Genomic DNA, 15,935 nt, shown 5'->3' with positions numbered 1-15,935 from the left:
GCGAAGTTGGGGGTGGAAGGGATCGAAAGCGTTCCACTTCTTAAGATGCCCGCATGAAGTTGTCGCGCGTGAGTTCCGAGCCGAGTCCCGAGCCATGGAAGAGCCTGCGCGGTTCCGGAGAGCTGCACGCTGAGCCCGAGGAATCCGTGCTGGAGGCCCAGGCCTTTGATGCCTCGTACCACACCCACTCCCTTCGGGGTGGAGCCACAAAGCTGGCCACGTCACGCGGCGGGGAGCCGCAGACGGGCTGGAGCGTGGTGCGGAGGGGCAGGAACGAGCTCCTTGCCTACCCTGAGCCCATGGCAGACGCTGACATCCGCTGGCGCCAGCGGTTTGACAACTTCGAGCGGGCCTTGCAGGTACTGGCACGCGGTGTTGCCCTGGCGCAGCAGCGCCCGCTGAGTGAGCTGGAGCAGCAGGGGCTGATTCAGGGATTCGAGTTCACCCATGAACTCGCATGGAAATCGACGATGGTGAGGGCTGGATGGCGATGATCAAGGCCCGCAATCAGTCATCGCATACCTACAACCTCGAGCAGGCCAAGGCGATCGCCCACGACGTGATCGACCGCTTTGCGCCGTTGTTCGACGCCCTGCGTGTTCGCTTCGCGGCACTCAGCGATCCACGGCCATGATCAGCCGTGCCCCGCTGGCGTCAGCCCAGGCCATCGGCCTGCCGGAGTCGGCCGTGGCGGCCATCCAGAGGGTGTTTGCCGGTTCCCCCGAGGTGGAGGCCGCGATCCTCTACGGCTCCAGAGCCCTTGGCCGCCACCGCCCGGCCTCCGACATCGATCTCACCCTGACGGGTCACGCCATCAGCAACGCCACCCTGGCCCGCATCGATGCCGATCTCGATGATCTGCTCCTGCCCTGGGTGATTGATCTTTCCGCATGCGCCGCCATCGGCCATCCCGCCCTTCTGGCCCACATCGAAATGGTGTCCCGTCCCAGCCGGGTGGTGAACATGCTCGACGCCAAGACCCACCTCTCGCGCCTGGTGGAGGCGATCGAAACCGGCGCCGAGGCCGAGGTGGTGATCGCCCGCAACGGCCGGCCCATGGCGCGGCTCACCAGCCTGCAGACCCCGCAGCGCCCCCGCCGGCTGGGCCTCGCCTGCGGACAGCTCGTGGCGCCCGAGTCCATCGATGCGGCCAACCCCCTGATCGCCGATCTGTTCGAGCAGGGCTGATGCGCCTGCTGCTCGATACCCACACCTTTCTCTGGGCCATCACCGATGACCCGACGCTGGGGCCCCGCAGCCGTGAGCTGATCACCAGAGAGGCCAGCGCGGTGTTTCTCAGCCACGTCTCCCTCTGGGAGATCGCCATCAGGCACAGCCTGGCCCGCAGCGACATGCCCCTGTCGGCCGGCGAGGCCATCGCCTGGGCGGAGCCATCCGGCTTTGAGCTCCTCCCCATCGACCTCTCCCATCTGCTGGCACTCGAGCAGCTGCCCCTGCACCACCGCGATCCCTTCGACCGTCTCCTGGTGGCCCAGGCCATCAGCGGCCCCTTCACCCTGCTCAGTGCCGACGCGGCCTTCGCCGCCTACGGCGGCCCGCTGCAGGACGCCCGCGCCTGAGGCCGGCAACGGCCTGGCGCCTGTGCCGGCTGTACCGGCTGCGCCGCTCGATAGTGACGGCAGATGGGAGGGCGCGCGATGGTGGGGCGGCGGACGCAGCTGGGGCTGGTGGCGGCGGGCGGGGCCGTGCTGCTGACCCTGGGCGTCGGCCTGCTGCGCCGCGCCTCCCCGCCGCCGCCACCGGTGGTCGAGCGGCCGGTCCGCACCGTCACCGCCCTGGGCCGGCTGGAGCCGGTCAGCGCCCTGCGCACGATCGCGGCGCCGCTCTCGGGCGCCGGCCAGCCCACCCTCCAGGCCCTGCTGGTCGACCGCGGCGATGCGGTGCAGGCCGGCCAGCTGCTGGCCCTGCTCGACAACCAGCCCCAGCTGGAGGCGGCCGTGGCGGCGGCCCGGGCCGAGGTGAACCTGGCCCGTTCGCGGCTGGCGATTGCCCGCGCCGATGCCGGCAGCGGCGAGGACGGCCAGCGGGCCAAGGTGCGCTCCCTGGAGGCCCAGCAGCGCACGGCCGCCACCGAGGCCGCCCGCTACCAGAGCCTGTTCACCAGCGGTGCCGTCTCGGCCGAGGAGCGCGACAACCGCCGCCTCAGCCTCGACACCATCACAGCCTCGCTGCAGGAGGCCCGGGTGCTGCTGGCGCGGCAGCAGGCGCGCAGCACCGCCGGCGACGGCGGCGTGGATCTGGATGTGGAGGCCTCCCGGCGCGTGCTGGAGCAGGCCCAGGCCAACCTGCAGCGCGCCATCGCCGCCCGCGACGACAACCTGATCCGCGCGCCGATCGCCGGCACCGTGCTGCAGGTGTTCGCCCGGGCGGGCGAGGCCACCGGGGCGGCGGGAATCCTGCTGTTGGGCCAGACCGACCGGATGCAGGCGGTGGCTGAGGTGTACGAGAGCGATCTGCCGCGGGTGCGGCGGGGGCAGCCGGTGCGGATCACCAGCCCGGCCCTGACCCAGCCGCTGCACGGCCGGGTGGAGCAGATCGGCGCGATCGTGCTGCGCCAGAACCTGATCAACACCGATCCGAGCGCCAACACCGACAACCGGGTGGTGGAGGTGCGCGCCCCGCTGACGCCGGAGAGCAGCCGGCGGGCGGCGCGATTCACCAATCTGCAGGTGCGGGTGGTGATCGGGCCATGAGAACCCCGCTCGGCTGGTTGCAGCTCCGCCACGACCGCGGCCGCTTCCTGGTGGCCCTCGCCGGCATCGCCTTCGCCGACCTGCTGATGTTCATGCAGCTGGGCTTCCAGGCGGCCCTCTACGACAGCAACACCCGCCTGGATCGCGCCTTCCGGGGCGATGTGGTGCTGATCAGCCCGAAGGCCCTGAACCTGCAGAACCTTTCCACCTTCCCGCGCCGCCGACTGCTGCAGGCCCTGGATGTGCCCGGGGTGGTGGAGGCCCAGGGGCTCTACGTCCGTACGGTGAACTGGCGCAATCCCCAGACGCTGCGCAGCGCCACGGTGCAGGTGCTGGGTTTTGATCCGGATGCCGATGTGCTGCGTCTGCCGGAGGTGCGGGCCCAGGCCGATCGCCTCAAGCTGCCCGACACGGTGCTCTTCGACCGGGGCGCAAGGGGCCGCTATGGCGAGGTGATCGCCCGGCTCGATCGCGGCGAGCCCGTGACCAGCGAGATCGAGCGGCGCACCATCGCCGTGGGCGGGCTGTTCCGGCTGGGGGCCTCCTTCGGGGCGGATGCCACCCTGATGGCCAGCGATCAGACGTTCCTGCGGATGTTCCCGCGGGCGAAGGCCGGCAGCATCAGCGTCGGGCTGCTCACCCTGGCGCCGGGGGAACCGGTGGCGCCGGTGGTGCGGGCGCTGCGGCGCCACCTGCCGGACGACGTGCAGGTGCTCAGCCATGCCGACTACGTGCAGTTCGAGGAGAACTACTGGCGGGTGGCCAGCCCGGTGGGCTTCATCTTCGGGCTGGGCACGGCCATGGCCTTCGTGGTGGGGGTGGTGATCGTCTACCAGGTGCTCTCCACCGATGTGAACGCCCACCTGCAGGAGTACGCCACCTTCAAGGCGATGGGCTTCCGCCAGCGCTGGCTGCTGCTGGTGGTGGTGGAGCAGGCCCTGATCCTGGCGGCCCTGGGCTTCATCCCCGGCGTGCTGATGCCGCTGTGGCTGTACGCGGTGGCGTCGAAGGCCACCAGCTTGCCGATCGCCATGACCCTGGGGCGGGCGACCACGGTGTTCGTGCTGACGCTGGTGATGTGCCTGGCCTCCGGGGCGATCGCCACCCGGCGGCTGCAGGCGGCCGATCCGGCCGAGCTCTTCTGATGGGGACCGGCGCCATGGCCAGCGCGATCGTGATCGAGGGGCTCAACCACCACTTCGGGAGGGGTGCGGTGCGGCGCCAGGTGCTGTTCGATGTGGCGCTGGAGGTGGCCGTCGGGGAGATCGTGCTGCTCACCGGCCCCTCCGGCTCGGGCAAGACCACCCTGCTGACCCTGATCGGCGGGCTGCGGGCGGCCCAGGGAGGGCGGCTGCGGGTGCTGGGGCGGGAGCTGGTGGGGGCCACGGCGCTGCAGCTCACCCTGGCCCGCCGCGAGCACGGCTACATCTTTCAGGCCCACAACCTGCACCGCAGCCTTACCGCCGCCCAGAACGTGCGCATGGCGCTGGAGATGAGGGGCACCCTCAGCGACGCGGAGATGGATCGGCGCGCACGGCGGATCCTCGAGAGCGTGGGGCTGGGGGATCACCTTGATGTCAAGCCGGACCAGCTCTCGGGCGGACAGAAGCAGCGGGTGGCGGTGGCGCGGGCCCTGGTGGGGGAGCCGCCGCTGCTGCTGGCCGATGAGCCCACCGCCGCCCTCGACAGTCGCTCCGGCCGCGAGGTGGTCCTGCTGATGCAGCGGCTGGCGCGGGAGCAGGGCTGCACGATCCTGCTGGTGACCCACGACAGCCGCATCCTCGACATCGCCGACCGCACCCTGTCGTTGGAGGATGGCCGGCTCTGCTGATCCGGACAAGAGACGATGTTCACACTGGAGCAGATCGTCCCCTGGGGCCGTTCCTTTGAGGAGTACGTGGCCATGTTCTCCCTGGCCGACAGCGATCTGGCGGGCCGGATCCTGGGCTGTGGGGATGGCCCTGCCGGATTCAATGCGGAGGCCAGCAGGCAGGGCCTGTAGGTGGTCTCCTGCGATCCGATCTACGCCTTCACGAAGGAAGAGATCGCCTCCCGGATCGACGCCACCTACACGGAGGTCATCGAGCAGGCCAGGCGGAATCCATCAGCCTTCGTCTGGGACACCATCGCGTCCGTTGAGCAGCTGGGTCAGGTCCGCATGGCGGCGATGCAGGCCTTTCTCGAGGATTATCCGGCCGGCCTGCTGGAGGGGCGCTACGTGAACGCCGAACTGCCGGCGTTGCCGTTCCCCGATCACGCCTTCGACCTGGCGCTCTGCTCCCACCTGCTGTTCCTCTACAGCCGCCAGCTGGACGCGGCGTTTCACCGGGCCTCGCTGCTGGAGCTCTGTCGGGTGGCCCGGGAGGTCAGGGTGTTTCCGGTGCTGGAGCTGGGTGGGACGGTGTCACCCCATCTCGCCGGACAGGTGGATTCGCTGCGGGCGGCGGGCTTACAGGTGTCGTTGGAACGCGTGGGCTACGAGTTCCAGCGGGGGCCTGCGAGATGCTGCGCCTTCAGCGTGAGGATGGCTGAGCGCCACCCGTTGTCTCTTGCCCCCCGTTGTTGTCCGTCAAGCCGGTCCCGCCGATCTGGAGGTGATCGTTCCTCTGTTCGACGCTTATCGCCAGTTCTATGGCCAGCCGTCCGAACCGGATCGCGTCGGCGCGTTCCTGCAGGAGCGGCTGGCTCAGGGCGACTCGGTGCTGCTGATCGCCGAAGCCGATGGCCAGGCGGTGGGTTTCACCCAGCTCTATCCATCGTTCTCCTCGGTGTCGATGGCGCCGATCTTCATCCTCAACGACCTGTTCGTGCGGCCCGAAGCGCGGCGCATGGGGGTGGCCCGCCGCCTGCTGGAGGCCGCCGTGCACCACTGTCGTGGGGCCGGGGCCATCCGGCTCTCGCTGTCCACCGCCCTCACGAACGCCGCCGCCCAGGCGCTCTATGCCTCTGCCGGTTGGGAGCGCGATGCGGTGTTCTGCGTTTACCACCGCACCGTTCACCAGCCGGCGCCGCCGCCCAGCCACCGCGCCCAGCAGGCCTGACGCCCACCGCCCGGAGCGTGGTGGCCAGGAGTGACGCGATGCCTTTTCGGACTGGCCCCCCCACCCACATCGGCGTGTTCATGTCCAGGCGTCACCAGCCTGCAGAGCAAGGCCCTACCCCCGGCCCCAAGCCGCCTGATCCGTCTTTCCCGATGGCTAGACGAGAGGCCTGAGTCTGGTTGGACGCACCATATGAGTGCTGGCCCCGCATCCCTTGGTATGCGGGGAAACCTGAGCAGGATGACTTGCCTGGCTAAGCTGAACACTACTTTGAATCGATGAATGGAGTTGTGGTGAAGCTTCGTTCGCATGGCCATCCATGCACAGAAATTGTGAGATCCGAGGTTGTCTCGCTTATGCCGCCCAGCCGATGGGTTGTGCTGATGGGGTGCGCCAAAGGCAGTAGATGATGGCGAGATACCCACGAAGACGATATCTTCAACTGAGTGGTAAAAGAGTCAATCTGCAAGTCATCCTGTCTGTCTCCTTAATCGTAGGCTTTCTCCTGATTGGTGCCAGAGACTTTTTTGCTCTTGAGAATGGCAAGGGGGGGAGTGACTGGAGAATCGGTGTCTCCAGCATCGGAGTGCTCGATGCCCACCAGCCAAGGTCGCTTATTGAGAACCGGGCATTGGCTCTTCGGTTGGTCAATCGGGATCGCCAGCTGAATGGGCTGTCCCCTTTGGTCGAAGATGCGCTCCTCGCACAAGCTGCACAACTTCACGCCCAGGATATGCTGACCCGGCGCTACTACGCCCACGAGACTCCGGAGGGAAAGACTCCGACAGACCGTTTTTCCAGGCTTGGAGGCCAGGGCGGGGTTGGAGAAAACATCATGCAGCAGACTGGGGCGCCAGGAGTTGTGCTCAGTTATCGGTTGATTGAAAAGTTTCAAAAGTCGTGGATGTACAGTCCAGGCCACCGGTTTAATCTTCTGACCCCTTCCTATTCCCGATTTGGCTATGGGATAGCGGCAGATCCATTTACTGGACGCGTCTATTCAGTCCAGAACTTCTCCCATTGATCGTTGACTGATTGGATTTGAGCCATGGGCGCAGCTTTCTTGTCAATGGCGTTGAGAAACTTTGGAGTTTTTGCAGCGATTCACGGAGTTTCTCCGGGCGTCCAGTCTTCGGACTTGACGGCTTCCGAGAAGGAGCAAGGTCAGATACAGTTCTAGAATCGCCTCTTTGGAAACCCAAAGATGAGAATGCTTGGAATCTGTCTGCGACTCGCGCTCGTGCTAGCCCTGCACCCTCCTGTCCATGCGCAGCCAGCTGGTCCCAACCACCTTATCCTGACCTGGATCGCTGCGATTCGACGTAGCGAGCTTGGAGGCAATACCTATCTGATGTGCGCCAGGGCGAGGGATGCACTGTGGAACCTCAATCAAGGAGCTTTCCATGGGGCTGATGCTCAGAACGTTCAGCTCATCAGAAGCTATGGGCGCAGATGTGGAGCACCGGCAGACTATGGGAAATGACCTTATGTCAGTCGTTGCGGAGGTCGCGAAATCCAGTGCTGTGATGATCTATAGAGGAAGAAACATGATCTTATGGCTGGCTGATGATGTCTTTGTCGATGGTCAGTTCTGGCAGCTGTCTCCCGATGAGCGACGTGCCACCATCGCACCGCGGCTTTGTGCCTGCACTGAGTGGTCTGGCTGGGTGCTGGAAGGAGAGGTGGGCTTCCCGGATGCTCAGGACAGGTGAATCGGTGACACGTCATGCGGAAGCGCTGCGTGGCCAGAGGCGGGTCTGGGCGATCTCGGGGGTTGCGGCCCTGCCAAGCAGTGTCAGCGCCAGGTGGGATTCCTGTCGGATCAGCCCAGACTTGCCACGCTGGCCCGTGAGCCGCCCGACCGGGCTCCCCACGCTTCAGCGCTTGCCACCACTCGCCTCGGCATCGAGGCCGTCGTGTGCCCCCCCTCCCCTTGACTCCTGGCGCCAGTGTCACACCGGACATCCGAGCAATGGCTACCGTCATGCGATCAACTTTCCTGCCTGGGGACTGGCCTACAGTTGGCATCTGCTTTTGCTCCAGCGTCAGCCATTCCCCTTCACGCGAGGGATTTGCCATGGGTAGCGACCGCCTTTTTCGTGCTGTTGATTTCATGCAGCCGTCCGACGATGAACCGATACGGTCGGTGATCATGGAAACGGCTGAAGCTGTAGTCGTCGCGTGGCATGTCAAGCCAGGCCAACGGATTGCTGCCCACGTTCATCCTTCCGGGCAAGACACCTGGACGATCCTCTCCGGTCAAGGCACTTATCAGACAGAGGCATCGGGTTCTTCCTTGGCCATCACAGCTGGCGATGTGGTCGTCGCTCCCGTGGGTTGTGTGCACGGTGTCACCAATCACGGTCAGGAGCCACTCACCTTCATTTCCGTTGTTTCGCCCGCCGATGCTGGGTTTGAACCTTTGCCTGACGCCTTGATCCCGACCTCTCCACTCAGCTCTTGAAGAATGCCCTCAGAGGATTCACGGCACCGAGGGCCGCATGGCCGCTCGGGACGATGGTGCTGCCGCAAGCTCTGGGGAGGGCCCAGCCGGCTTGCCTGGTGCCTGACGTGCGGCTGGAGGCACCGGATCCAAGCATCCACGAGCCGTTCCCCCCTCAGTTCTGAAACAGGTCGTCTGGGCAGCGCGGTCGGCTGTCGCTGCTGATCTGCCCGTCCTGGATCCGGATGATCCGCCCGCTGTTCTCGGCCACGGACGGGTCGTGGGTGACGAGCACGATCGTGAGCCCATCGGCGTGAAGACCGGAGATCAGCTCGATCACCTCCTGGCCGGTCCGTGAATCGAGAGCACCGGTGGGTTCGTCGGCCAGCAGCAGTTCGGGCTGGTTCACCAGGGCGCGGGCGATCGCGACGCGTTGTTGTTGGCCACCGGAGAGCTGATTGGGTCGGTTGGCCATCCGGTCCGCCAGCCCCACCTGCTCCAGCATCGCCGCCGCCCTCTGCCGCCGCTCCTGTCGGTCGTAACCGGCATAGACCATCGGCAGCATGACGTTCTGCAGTGCTGTCAGGCGCGGCAGGAGGTTGAATTGCTGAAAAACAAAACCGATCCGAACGTTGCGAATGTCCGTGCGTTCATTGTCGCTCAGCTGGGTGATATCACGGGCATCGAAGTAGTACTGGCCACTGCTGGGCTGCTCCAGGCATCCGAGAATGGTCATCAGGGTGGACTTGCCGGATCCAGACGAGCCCACAATCGCGGTGTACTCGCCGCGAAGGATGGTCAGGTCGATACCGTGCAGAATCTCAGACTCCATCTCTCCGATGCGATAAGCCTTGGTGATCTGTCGCAGTTGCAGCATGGTTCAATCGCTCCGGAGTGCCGTCATCGGATCCAGCTGGGCGGCCTTGCTGGCCGGATAGGCGCCGAAGAAAACACCGATCACCAGGCAGAAGATCAGCGAGCAAACCACCGCATCAAGGGCGATCCCTGCGCTCCAGCCAAAGACCGAATTGATGGCCATCGACGCCAGCACACCAAGCAGAACACCCAGGAGGCCGCCCGCCAGAGACAGCACCGTTGATTCGATCAGGAACTGGCGCAGGATGTCACTGCAACGGGCTCCGATGGCGCGCCGGATGCCGATCTCACGCGTTCGCTCTGTGACGGACACCAGCATGATGTTCATGATGCCGATCCCTCCCACCAAGAGGGAAATGGCGGCGGATCCGCCCAGCAGCGCCGTGAACACATGGGCGACGGCGTTGGAGGCGTTGACCAGATCGGCCTGGTTGCGAATCAGGAAATCGTCCTCTCGGGGCGGCACGATCCTGTGGCGTAACCGCAGCAGGTTGGTGATCTGATACTCCCCTGCCTCCATGCCCTCGGCGGACCGCGCCGAAACCGCGATGCTCTCCACCGACACACCGGCTGTGGTGTTCATCCCCACGATCCTTGCGGCCATTGTGGTGAGCGGAATCAGCACCTGATCGTCCTGGTCGCGGAAACCCGTGCTGCCCTTGAACTCCAGGGTGCCGATGACGGTGAAGGTCTCGCCGCGGATGCGGATCGTGCGGTCCAGAGCGCTGCGGTCCGTCAACCCGAGGCTGTCGACGACGGTCTGTCCCAGCACGGCCACCCTGGCGGCCTGGTTGAGTTCGGCCTGGTTGAAAAAACGCCCGCTCAGGGGCAGAAAGTCGCGCACCGCCACGAAGGCCGGCGTGCTGCCCACCACCGTGGTGTTGGTGTTGCGATCGGCCAGCACCACCTGGGCACGTTGGCTCAGATTCGGGGCCACGTCCGCCACGGCGGGGATGGACGCGGCGATCGCCTGGGCATCCTCCCAGGTGAGGGTGGTGGCCGAGCCCGCTCCCCGTGAGGCGGGGCCGCCGCTGGGTGCCACGCCGCTCTGCACGAAGAGCAGGTTCGAACCCAGCGATTTCAACTGGCTCTCCGTCTGGAGCTGGGCGCCGCGCCCGATCGTCACCATGCTGATCACGGCGCCGATGCCGATGATCACGCCCAGCATCGTCAGGGCGGAGCGCATCCGGTTGGCCAGCAGCGACGACCAGGCGAGCGCGATCGTTTCGACCAGCTCGCCACCACCCCGCTCACCCCGGCGACGCCCCGTCAACGTGGCATCCTCCCCTGGCCCCGCTGCTGCTGGAACGGCGAGGCGCCCGACACCGGCCGGGCGTTGGGCTGACGCCGGCCCGGCACGGACAGGTAGACCCGATCGCCGGCTTTCAGGCCGCGCAGCACTTCGGTGCGGTTGCCGATCGTGACGCCCACCTGCACCGGCTGGAAGCTGGGCTCCCCGTTGTCACCGGGCCGCATCACTCCGGTGCCGTCCCGCTCGCTCACGATCGCCGGGGTGGGGATCAGCAGGGCATCGGAGCGCCGGCCCACCCGGACGTTGGCGGTGAGGTTCATGCCGGAGCGGAGCTGGCTGCGCGCGTCGGCTGCCAGGGCGATTCGTACCTGGAAGCTGGTCACGTTCTGCTCCACCACCGCTTCCGGCGCCACCAGCCGCACGGTTCCGCGGAACACCTGGCGAGGGAAGGCATCCACCTGCAGATCCACCGGCTGGCCGGGCCGGATGGCGCCCACGTCCACTTCCGCCACGTTGGCCACCGCTTCCAGTTCGCTGGCCAGGGCCAGGATCGACGAGGAGGTGGCCGAGCTGGTGGCGCTGGCGGAGGTGGTGGGCGTCACGAACGCGCCGACGTCGGCGTATTTCTGGCTGACCACCCCGGCAAAGGGGGCCCGGATCACGGTGTCATTGACCTGGGCTTGGATGCTGGCCAGACCCCCCCTGGCCTGAAGCACCTGGGCGGCCGCCGTGGTGATGTCCTCGGCGCGGCTGCCGGCGCTGGCGAGATTCAGCTGGGCCCGCAGCGACCGCACCCTGGCTTCACTGGCCAGGAAGGCCGAGCGGCTGGCATCAAAGCTGACCCGGGCGATTGCGCCCGATCGGTACAGCTGCTGGTTGCTGAGGAAGGTGGAACGAACGGCGATCTGATCGGCCTCCGCCGCCTCCAGGTTGCGCCGGGCGGCCTCGATCTCCTGGGGGCGGTTACCGGCCCGCAGCTTCTGCAGGTTGGCTTCCGCCGCCACCAGGGTTCCCAGGGCCGATTGCAACGTGCCCCGCAGGTTGCTGTCATCCATGCGCGCCAGCACCTGGCCGGCGCTGACCCGATCCCCCTGATCCACGAACAGGGCCGTGACGCGACCCGGTTGCTTGGGGCTGATGTTCACGGGCGTCGTGGGACGGATCGAACCGGACGCTGTCACCTGAAGAACCACGTTGCTGCGCTCCACCACCGCCGTCTGGGCGAGCAGGGCGGCCTGGCGGGCACGGACCTGTCCCTGATGCCAGGACAGCCAACCGCCCCCCGCCAGACAGAGCGTCAGCGAACCGGCGGCGATCACCTTCCAGCGTGACCATGGCGTGCCCGCCGGAGACAGCGCTGAAGCGGCTCCTGGCCTGGCCGAGGCTGGAGGGGTGGGACTCTGGCGCAGGGGGGTCTGCAGCATGCGGGGAGCGTTGAGGCGGGCATGGGCGGCTGTACCCACACCATGGCTTTCGCCTGTGTCTGGGGCGCGACGTGGCGTCGCCCAGGTGTGAGCAGATGTGACCACGGCTCCACCCAGCCGGTCCCGTCAGACGTGCCCCGCCTGGTCTCTGCAGGTCAGGAGGCTGGTGGCAAGGCGATCGGAAGGGAGGACGTGCGCACCAAGGCAAGGCCATCCGGTGTTTCCAGCCTCAACCGCCCCGGGCGGTGGCGAAGGAAGGAAGGTCGCTGCCCTCCCACATCCGGCGAAACTCGGCGCTGGTGGAGGCGGCTTCACGCTGGCGTCCCTGGGTGCGGAGGCTGCCGGCCAGCCCGTGCAGGGACCATCCGTTCGCCGGAAAGCGCTTCAGATCCTCACGGAAGACGCGCTCAGCGGCGGCGGGCTCACCCACCCGGAGGAGGAAGGCCCCGAAGTCCTGGCGGACGGGAATCGACCATTCCGGTGGTTCTCCGTAGACCATCGCGTCCTCGAGCGACACCGCCGTCTGGAATTGGCGCTTGGCCGACTCGGAATCCCCCCCAGCCGCCGCGAGATGGGCTGCCAGCACGTCTCTGGCGATCGCCAGCACCGTGCCCGACGTATTGAACTCGAGCCGTTGGGCCGAGAGCCCGGGGTCTGCAGCCAGGGCCCGCAGCTCCTCCAGGAGTCGGCGTGCTTCCACAAGGTTTCCCTGGGCGATGAGGGCACGACCGCGGGCGTAGGCCCAGATGCCGCGGGCATGGCCGAGGTCCGCCGGTGGAGCCGGTTCGGCCAGGATCGATTCCCAGAGAGCGAAGCGCACCTTCATCTGCAGATGCCGGGTGCGGTGATGCTGCAGGAAGGTCATCCCCGGTGCGCGCAGCATCTCATCCGGGGACAGCGTGCGCAGCGTCTCGGTGGCGGCAAGCACCTGCTCTTGCCGGCCGATCATGCTGGCGGCGAAGGCTAAGAAGTCGTAATTGTGGGGGTAATAGCCGGCCAGGTAGACGCCGAAGCCAGGACGCTGTGTCCGAATGTAGGTTTCATCGGCGTGGATGGCATGTTCGTTGGCGGTGATGGCATCGCGATAGCGTCCAACCCTCACATAGATGTGTCCAGGCATGTGCACGATGTGCCCGGCACCGGGCATCAGAGCGGCCAGCCGCTCGGCGGCCTGCAGTGCACGATCGGGCTGCACTTCCTCGATGGCGTGGATATAGAAGTGATTGGCACCCGGATGGTTGGGTGCGATCCGCAGAACGGTCTCCAGTTGACGCAGGATCTCGGCCGTGTGTTCACGGGGTGAGCCGTCCTTGTTCCAATACTGCCAAGGGGTCAGATCCATCAGCGCCTCCGCATGCAACGTGCGCAGATCCATGTCGTCCGGATACAGACGAACGAGCTTCCCCAGCGCGTCGGCCCAGGCCGCATCCAGGGGGCCCCTCTCCACCGGCGGATCGGCCGTGTAGCGACGGGTGAGCCCCTCGATCAGGTTCCGCTCCTTCGGCGAGGCTGTGGCCATGGTGGCCCGCGCCTTCTGCAGAGCGGCCCACGCCTGCAGCCCCGCCTCGCGGTCCATCGCCAGGTTGATGTTGGGTCCCAACGCCAGCGCTTCTCCCCAGTGGCAGAGGGCGCAGCGGGGATCGAGGCTGGCGGCGTGGCGGAAGGCCCGGATCGCTTCAGCGTGGTTGAACCCGTAGTAGAGACGGAGCCCCTGGTCGAAGTAGGCCTGAGCCAGGCGATTCCTGATCGACAGGGGGTAGTGGTGTGAGCCGAGGTTGTCATACAGGGGAGGCCCCTGAACCTGGGCCAGGCTGACGGGAGCCTGCAGGACCAGACCCACCATCAGGGGCAACACCGTCCGGAGGGGATGGGGACGATGGGTCATGGGTCCAACCCTCCAGTTCCAAGGAGATGGGCAAACCATGGGAAACCGAATGGAGATCAGATGGGCAGGTGCAACTGAGCGGCATCGCTGCCCGGGACTCGGCGTGACTCAGATCACCACCTGCGGTGCGGTGCGGATTACGGCGTGGGATGGATGGAAGTCGTCATGGGGGGCAACTCCTGGACCTGAAGAAAAGACGTGGCGGTTGACACGGGAAGAGAGCCTGGGAATCCCCCGGCTTCCCTTCTTCGTCGGTGCTCCAAGCTCACATCTGGGCGTGGATCGATTGTGAGAGTCCCGAATCGGTCATCGACCATTGCAGAAAAGATTCTTCACGAGCGAAGCGTCTGCTCCAGGCGCGTTGGATGCATGGGGTGCTAACGAGAAGCCACCAGTGATTGTCTGGGTTTCCTCCTCTGATCGGCGCAACATCTTCGCTGCTTCCATGCAGCTTCATGGAGGCACGTCGGCCAGCGGCAAGCCCCCATCCCGATGGACGGGCCAAGCCGTCGCAGGCCATCCCCTCAGCGCCCTCCGCCAGGAACGTCGCGCCTCTCCATGACGAGCACCTCCAGCACCGGGGGGCTCCAGCGAATCGATCGATACGGGCTGCGTGCGAGGCCGTTACGTGCGCCGCGCCACCAGGTTGGGGTGCCCATCAGCTACGGTCCTTGAGTGGCACGTTGCTGTGGCCAGCAGCAGAAGGTTCCGGCAGGAAATCAGGTCGCACCCTCGGCGCGACCGCCGCCGGTGATCACCACTCCCCAGGGCCCTCAGAGGCCCTGCTCCCGGAAGAACCGCTGCATGGCGTCCTCCGCGACGCTCACCTGGGCCGGGGTGCAGGCGGAGGTCTTGCTGAAGAGTTTGCCGGCCTTGTTGAAGTTGACCCGGCAGGCGCCCTCGAACTTCACCTGGCGGATGCCCAGCAGCAACTGCACGATCTCCGGGGGCTTCTCCGAGGGTGCGGTGGGCGTGGTGCTGCCAGTGGCTTCCTTGCCGTAGGGGGCGGGATCCCAGAAGACGAAGATCGACTGGTTCTCCAGCCGGTACACCTGGCCGCGGTTGGCCTCCAGGATCTCGCGCCTGGCCGGTTCACCGCGCCCATCGAAGTAGGCGTTGGGGGTGCTCTCGTTGGGCTTGAGCTCGATTCTCTCGCCGCCCATGAGCTGGATGCTGACGAATCCCTGCCGCTGCGAGAAGCTGCACAGCCCGGAGGAGGTGGCCTTGTCCTCCCCGGCGGGGAAGACATCGCAGCGCGCCTGCACGGTATCGGCCAGCGCCGGCGCCGCCGCCACCACACACGCCAGGCCCAGCAGGGAGGCGGCAAGGAGCGGAAGGCGTCGCATCGGCAAGGTGGCTACTGGTTCGAATGTACCCAGCGCGGCGGTCGGCGTCCGTGCAGGCCGGGTCGGGGTGACAGGGCCCCCTGGTCCCACTAGTAGTGCCCTGGGAGGTGCCGTGCCTTGATCAAGACCATCGCCACGGAGGGCGCATCGGCGGGCGCCAACGGCCCGCGCGTCCGTCCGACGATCCGCCTGGGGATCGCGCTCTGGCTCGCCTACAGCGCCCTGGCCGGAGTCCTGCAATTCCGCACCGGCATTCCTTACACCGACTGGTTCAAGACGGCCGGCAATGCCTTCGCCGCGGCGGTTGTCCCCCTCAGCCTCGGCGGCCTGGCGCTGCTGGCCTTCACCCGCTGGTGCCGCTGGGACCATGTCTGGCGGGATCCCGTGCGACTGCGCTGCACCGGCCTGATGAAGCTGTCGATGCTGGCCTGGGTGGCGATGATCGCCTTCCGCCTGGTGGGCATCCAGTGGAGCGCGGTGCCGCCGGACCTGCTGCTGGCCATCCTCGCGGCCGGCGTCGGCGTGGGCTTCGCCGAGGAGCTGCTGTTCCGGGGCCTGTTCCTGCGATGCCTGCGCCAGGGGGGCCGCTCGGAAGCCACCGCCGCGATCTGGACCGGCGTCTGCTTCGGCCTGTTCCATCTCCCCAACATGGCCATGGGGATGGGCTGGATCGGGGCGATCCAGGTGGTCCTGGCGGCCCTGAGCGGCATCCTCCTGTATGTCTTCCGCCGCTACACGGGCCTCATTTGGCCGGCGATGGTGGCCCATGGTCTGTGGGACATCTCGACCTTCCTGGCCGGTGGCTATGCCTACCCGTGGCTCTCGATGGCCTCCGTTGTTGCGCAGGGGGTGTTTGTGGTGCTTGGTCTGCTCGTCTACGTGGGTCTCTACCGCAGCGACAGGGGCACGGTGGTGATTCCTGCTCTTGAAGTGGCTACAATGTGACTACGTGGT

At 66.6% G+C, this 15,935-nt stretch carries 17 protein-coding genes and 1 pseudogene; 12 read left to right on the top strand and 6 right to left on the bottom strand.

Features of this window, described 5'->3' with window-relative positions; translation table 11 throughout:
* Nucleotides 1–53: 53 nt before the first annotated feature.
* The 7 genes and pseudogenes from CYAGR_RS19490 to CYAGR_RS18865 all read left to right on the top strand — a co-directional run bounded on the left by CYAGR_RS19490 (nt 54) and on the right by CYAGR_RS18865 (nt 4,716).
* A pseudogene (locus CYAGR_RS19490) lies at nt 54–634 on the top strand (nucleotidyltransferase substrate binding protein).
* Nucleotides 631–1,188, top strand: coding sequence for a nucleotidyltransferase domain-containing protein (locus tag CYAGR_RS19165; protein ID WP_015109606.1), 558 nt, complete (start codon nt 631–633; stop codon nt 1,186–1,188). Before CYAGR_RS19490 ends, CYAGR_RS19165 begins: the two are co-directional and overlap by 4 nt.
* On the top strand, nt 1,188–1,580 hold the full coding sequence (locus tag CYAGR_RS09580) for a type II toxin-antitoxin system VapC family toxin (RefSeq protein WP_015109605.1): 393 nt from the start codon (nt 1,188–1,190) through the stop codon (nt 1,578–1,580). The genes CYAGR_RS19165 and CYAGR_RS09580 overlap by 1 nt, the downstream gene beginning before the upstream one ends.
* A 63-nt stretch (nt 1,581–1,643) precedes the next feature.
* Nucleotides 1,644–2,714, top strand: coding sequence for an HlyD family efflux transporter periplasmic adaptor subunit (locus CYAGR_RS09575; RefSeq protein ID WP_156818440.1), 1,071 nt, complete (start codon nt 1,644–1,646; stop codon nt 2,712–2,714).
* Nucleotides 2,711–3,859 (top strand): ABC transporter permease DevC, encoded by a 1,149-nt coding sequence (gene devC, locus CYAGR_RS09570; protein ID WP_015109603.1) that lies wholly within the window; start codon nt 2,711–2,713, stop codon nt 3,857–3,859. Before CYAGR_RS09575 ends, devC begins: the two co-directional genes overlap by 4 nt.
* 14 nt (nt 3,860–3,873) lie before the next feature.
* Nucleotides 3,874–4,545: an ATP-binding cassette domain-containing protein gene (locus CYAGR_RS09565; RefSeq protein ID WP_043326964.1), complete on the top strand. Its 672-nt coding sequence runs from the start codon at nt 3,874–3,876 to the stop codon at nt 4,543–4,545.
* A 15-nt stretch (nt 4,546–4,560) separates the two neighbouring features.
* Nucleotides 4,561–4,716 (top strand): hypothetical protein, encoded by a 156-nt coding sequence (locus CYAGR_RS18865; protein ID WP_216593342.1) that lies wholly within the window; start codon nt 4,561–4,563, stop codon nt 4,714–4,716.
* 102 nt (nt 4,717–4,818) lie between these two features.
* Here the strand turns inward: CYAGR_RS18865 and CYAGR_RS18860 are convergent, their stop codons facing one another.
* Nucleotides 4,819–5,040, bottom strand: coding sequence for a hypothetical protein (locus CYAGR_RS18860; RefSeq protein WP_071881579.1), 222 nt, complete (start codon nt 5,038–5,040; stop codon nt 4,819–4,821).
* Between the two features lie 268 nt (nt 5,041–5,308).
* On the opposite strand from CYAGR_RS18860, the gene CYAGR_RS09555 reads away from it, so the two are divergent.
* From CYAGR_RS09555 to CYAGR_RS17160, 4 genes are all read left to right on the top strand, one after another.
* Nucleotides 5,309–5,755: a GNAT family N-acetyltransferase gene (locus tag CYAGR_RS09555; RefSeq protein WP_245552497.1), complete on the top strand. Its 447-nt coding sequence runs from the start codon at nt 5,309–5,311 to the stop codon at nt 5,753–5,755.
* A gap of 586 nt (nt 5,756–6,341) precedes the next feature.
* A complete protein-coding gene (locus CYAGR_RS17165; RefSeq protein ID WP_245552496.1) occupies nt 6,342–6,779 on the top strand; it encodes a CAP domain-containing protein in 438 nt (145 codons plus the stop codon).
* 379 nt (nt 6,780–7,158) lie between these two features.
* Complete coding sequence (locus CYAGR_RS18365) at nt 7,159–7,467, top strand: hypothetical protein (RefSeq protein WP_156818438.1); 309 nt, start codon at nt 7,159–7,161, stop codon at nt 7,465–7,467.
* A gap of 401 nt (nt 7,468–7,868) precedes the next feature.
* On the top strand, nt 7,869–8,219 hold the full coding sequence (locus CYAGR_RS17160) for a cupin domain-containing protein (RefSeq protein ID WP_245552495.1): 351 nt from the start codon (nt 7,869–7,871) through the stop codon (nt 8,217–8,219).
* Nucleotides 8,220–8,373: 154 nt separating this feature from the next.
* Here the strand turns inward: CYAGR_RS17160 and CYAGR_RS09550 are convergent, their stop codons facing one another.
* The 5 genes from CYAGR_RS09550 to CYAGR_RS16540 form a co-directional block, all read right to left on the bottom strand.
* Nucleotides 8,374–9,075, bottom strand: coding sequence for an ABC transporter ATP-binding protein (locus CYAGR_RS09550; RefSeq protein WP_015109597.1), 702 nt, complete (start codon nt 9,073–9,075; stop codon nt 8,374–8,376).
* Nucleotides 9,076–9,078: 3 nt separating this feature from the next.
* Nucleotides 9,079–10,347, bottom strand: coding sequence for an ABC transporter permease (locus tag CYAGR_RS09545; RefSeq protein ID WP_015109596.1), 1,269 nt, complete (start codon nt 10,345–10,347; stop codon nt 9,079–9,081).
* Nucleotides 10,344–11,750: an efflux RND transporter periplasmic adaptor subunit gene (locus CYAGR_RS09540; RefSeq protein ID WP_015109595.1), complete on the bottom strand. Its 1,407-nt coding sequence runs from the start codon at nt 11,748–11,750 to the stop codon at nt 10,344–10,346. The genes CYAGR_RS09545 and CYAGR_RS09540 overlap by 4 nt, the downstream gene beginning before the upstream one ends.
* A 229-nt stretch (nt 11,751–11,979) precedes the next feature.
* Complete coding sequence (locus CYAGR_RS09535; protein ID WP_015109594.1) at nt 11,980–13,635, bottom strand: tetratricopeptide repeat protein; 1,656 nt, start codon at nt 13,633–13,635, stop codon at nt 11,980–11,982.
* A 773-nt stretch (nt 13,636–14,408) separates the two neighbouring features.
* On the bottom strand, nt 14,409–14,981 hold the full coding sequence (locus CYAGR_RS16540; RefSeq protein ID WP_015109593.1) for a hypothetical protein: 573 nt from the start codon (nt 14,979–14,981) through the stop codon (nt 14,409–14,411).
* Nucleotides 14,982–15,098: 117 nt separating this feature from the next.
* Between CYAGR_RS16540 and CYAGR_RS09525 the strand changes: the two genes are divergently transcribed.
* Complete coding sequence (locus tag CYAGR_RS09525; protein ID WP_015109592.1) at nt 15,099–15,926, top strand: CPBP family intramembrane glutamic endopeptidase; 828 nt, start codon at nt 15,099–15,101, stop codon at nt 15,924–15,926.
* The last annotated feature ends 9 nt before the right edge of the window (nt 15,927–15,935 follow it).

Origin of the sequence: Cyanobium gracile PCC 6307 (genome assembly GCF_000316515.1) — a bacterium.
In the GTDB taxonomy this organism is placed as follows: Bacteria; Cyanobacteriota; Cyanobacteriia; order PCC-6307; family Cyanobiaceae; genus Cyanobium; species Cyanobium gracile.
This window is presented reverse-complemented; position numbering and strand designations above follow the sequence as displayed.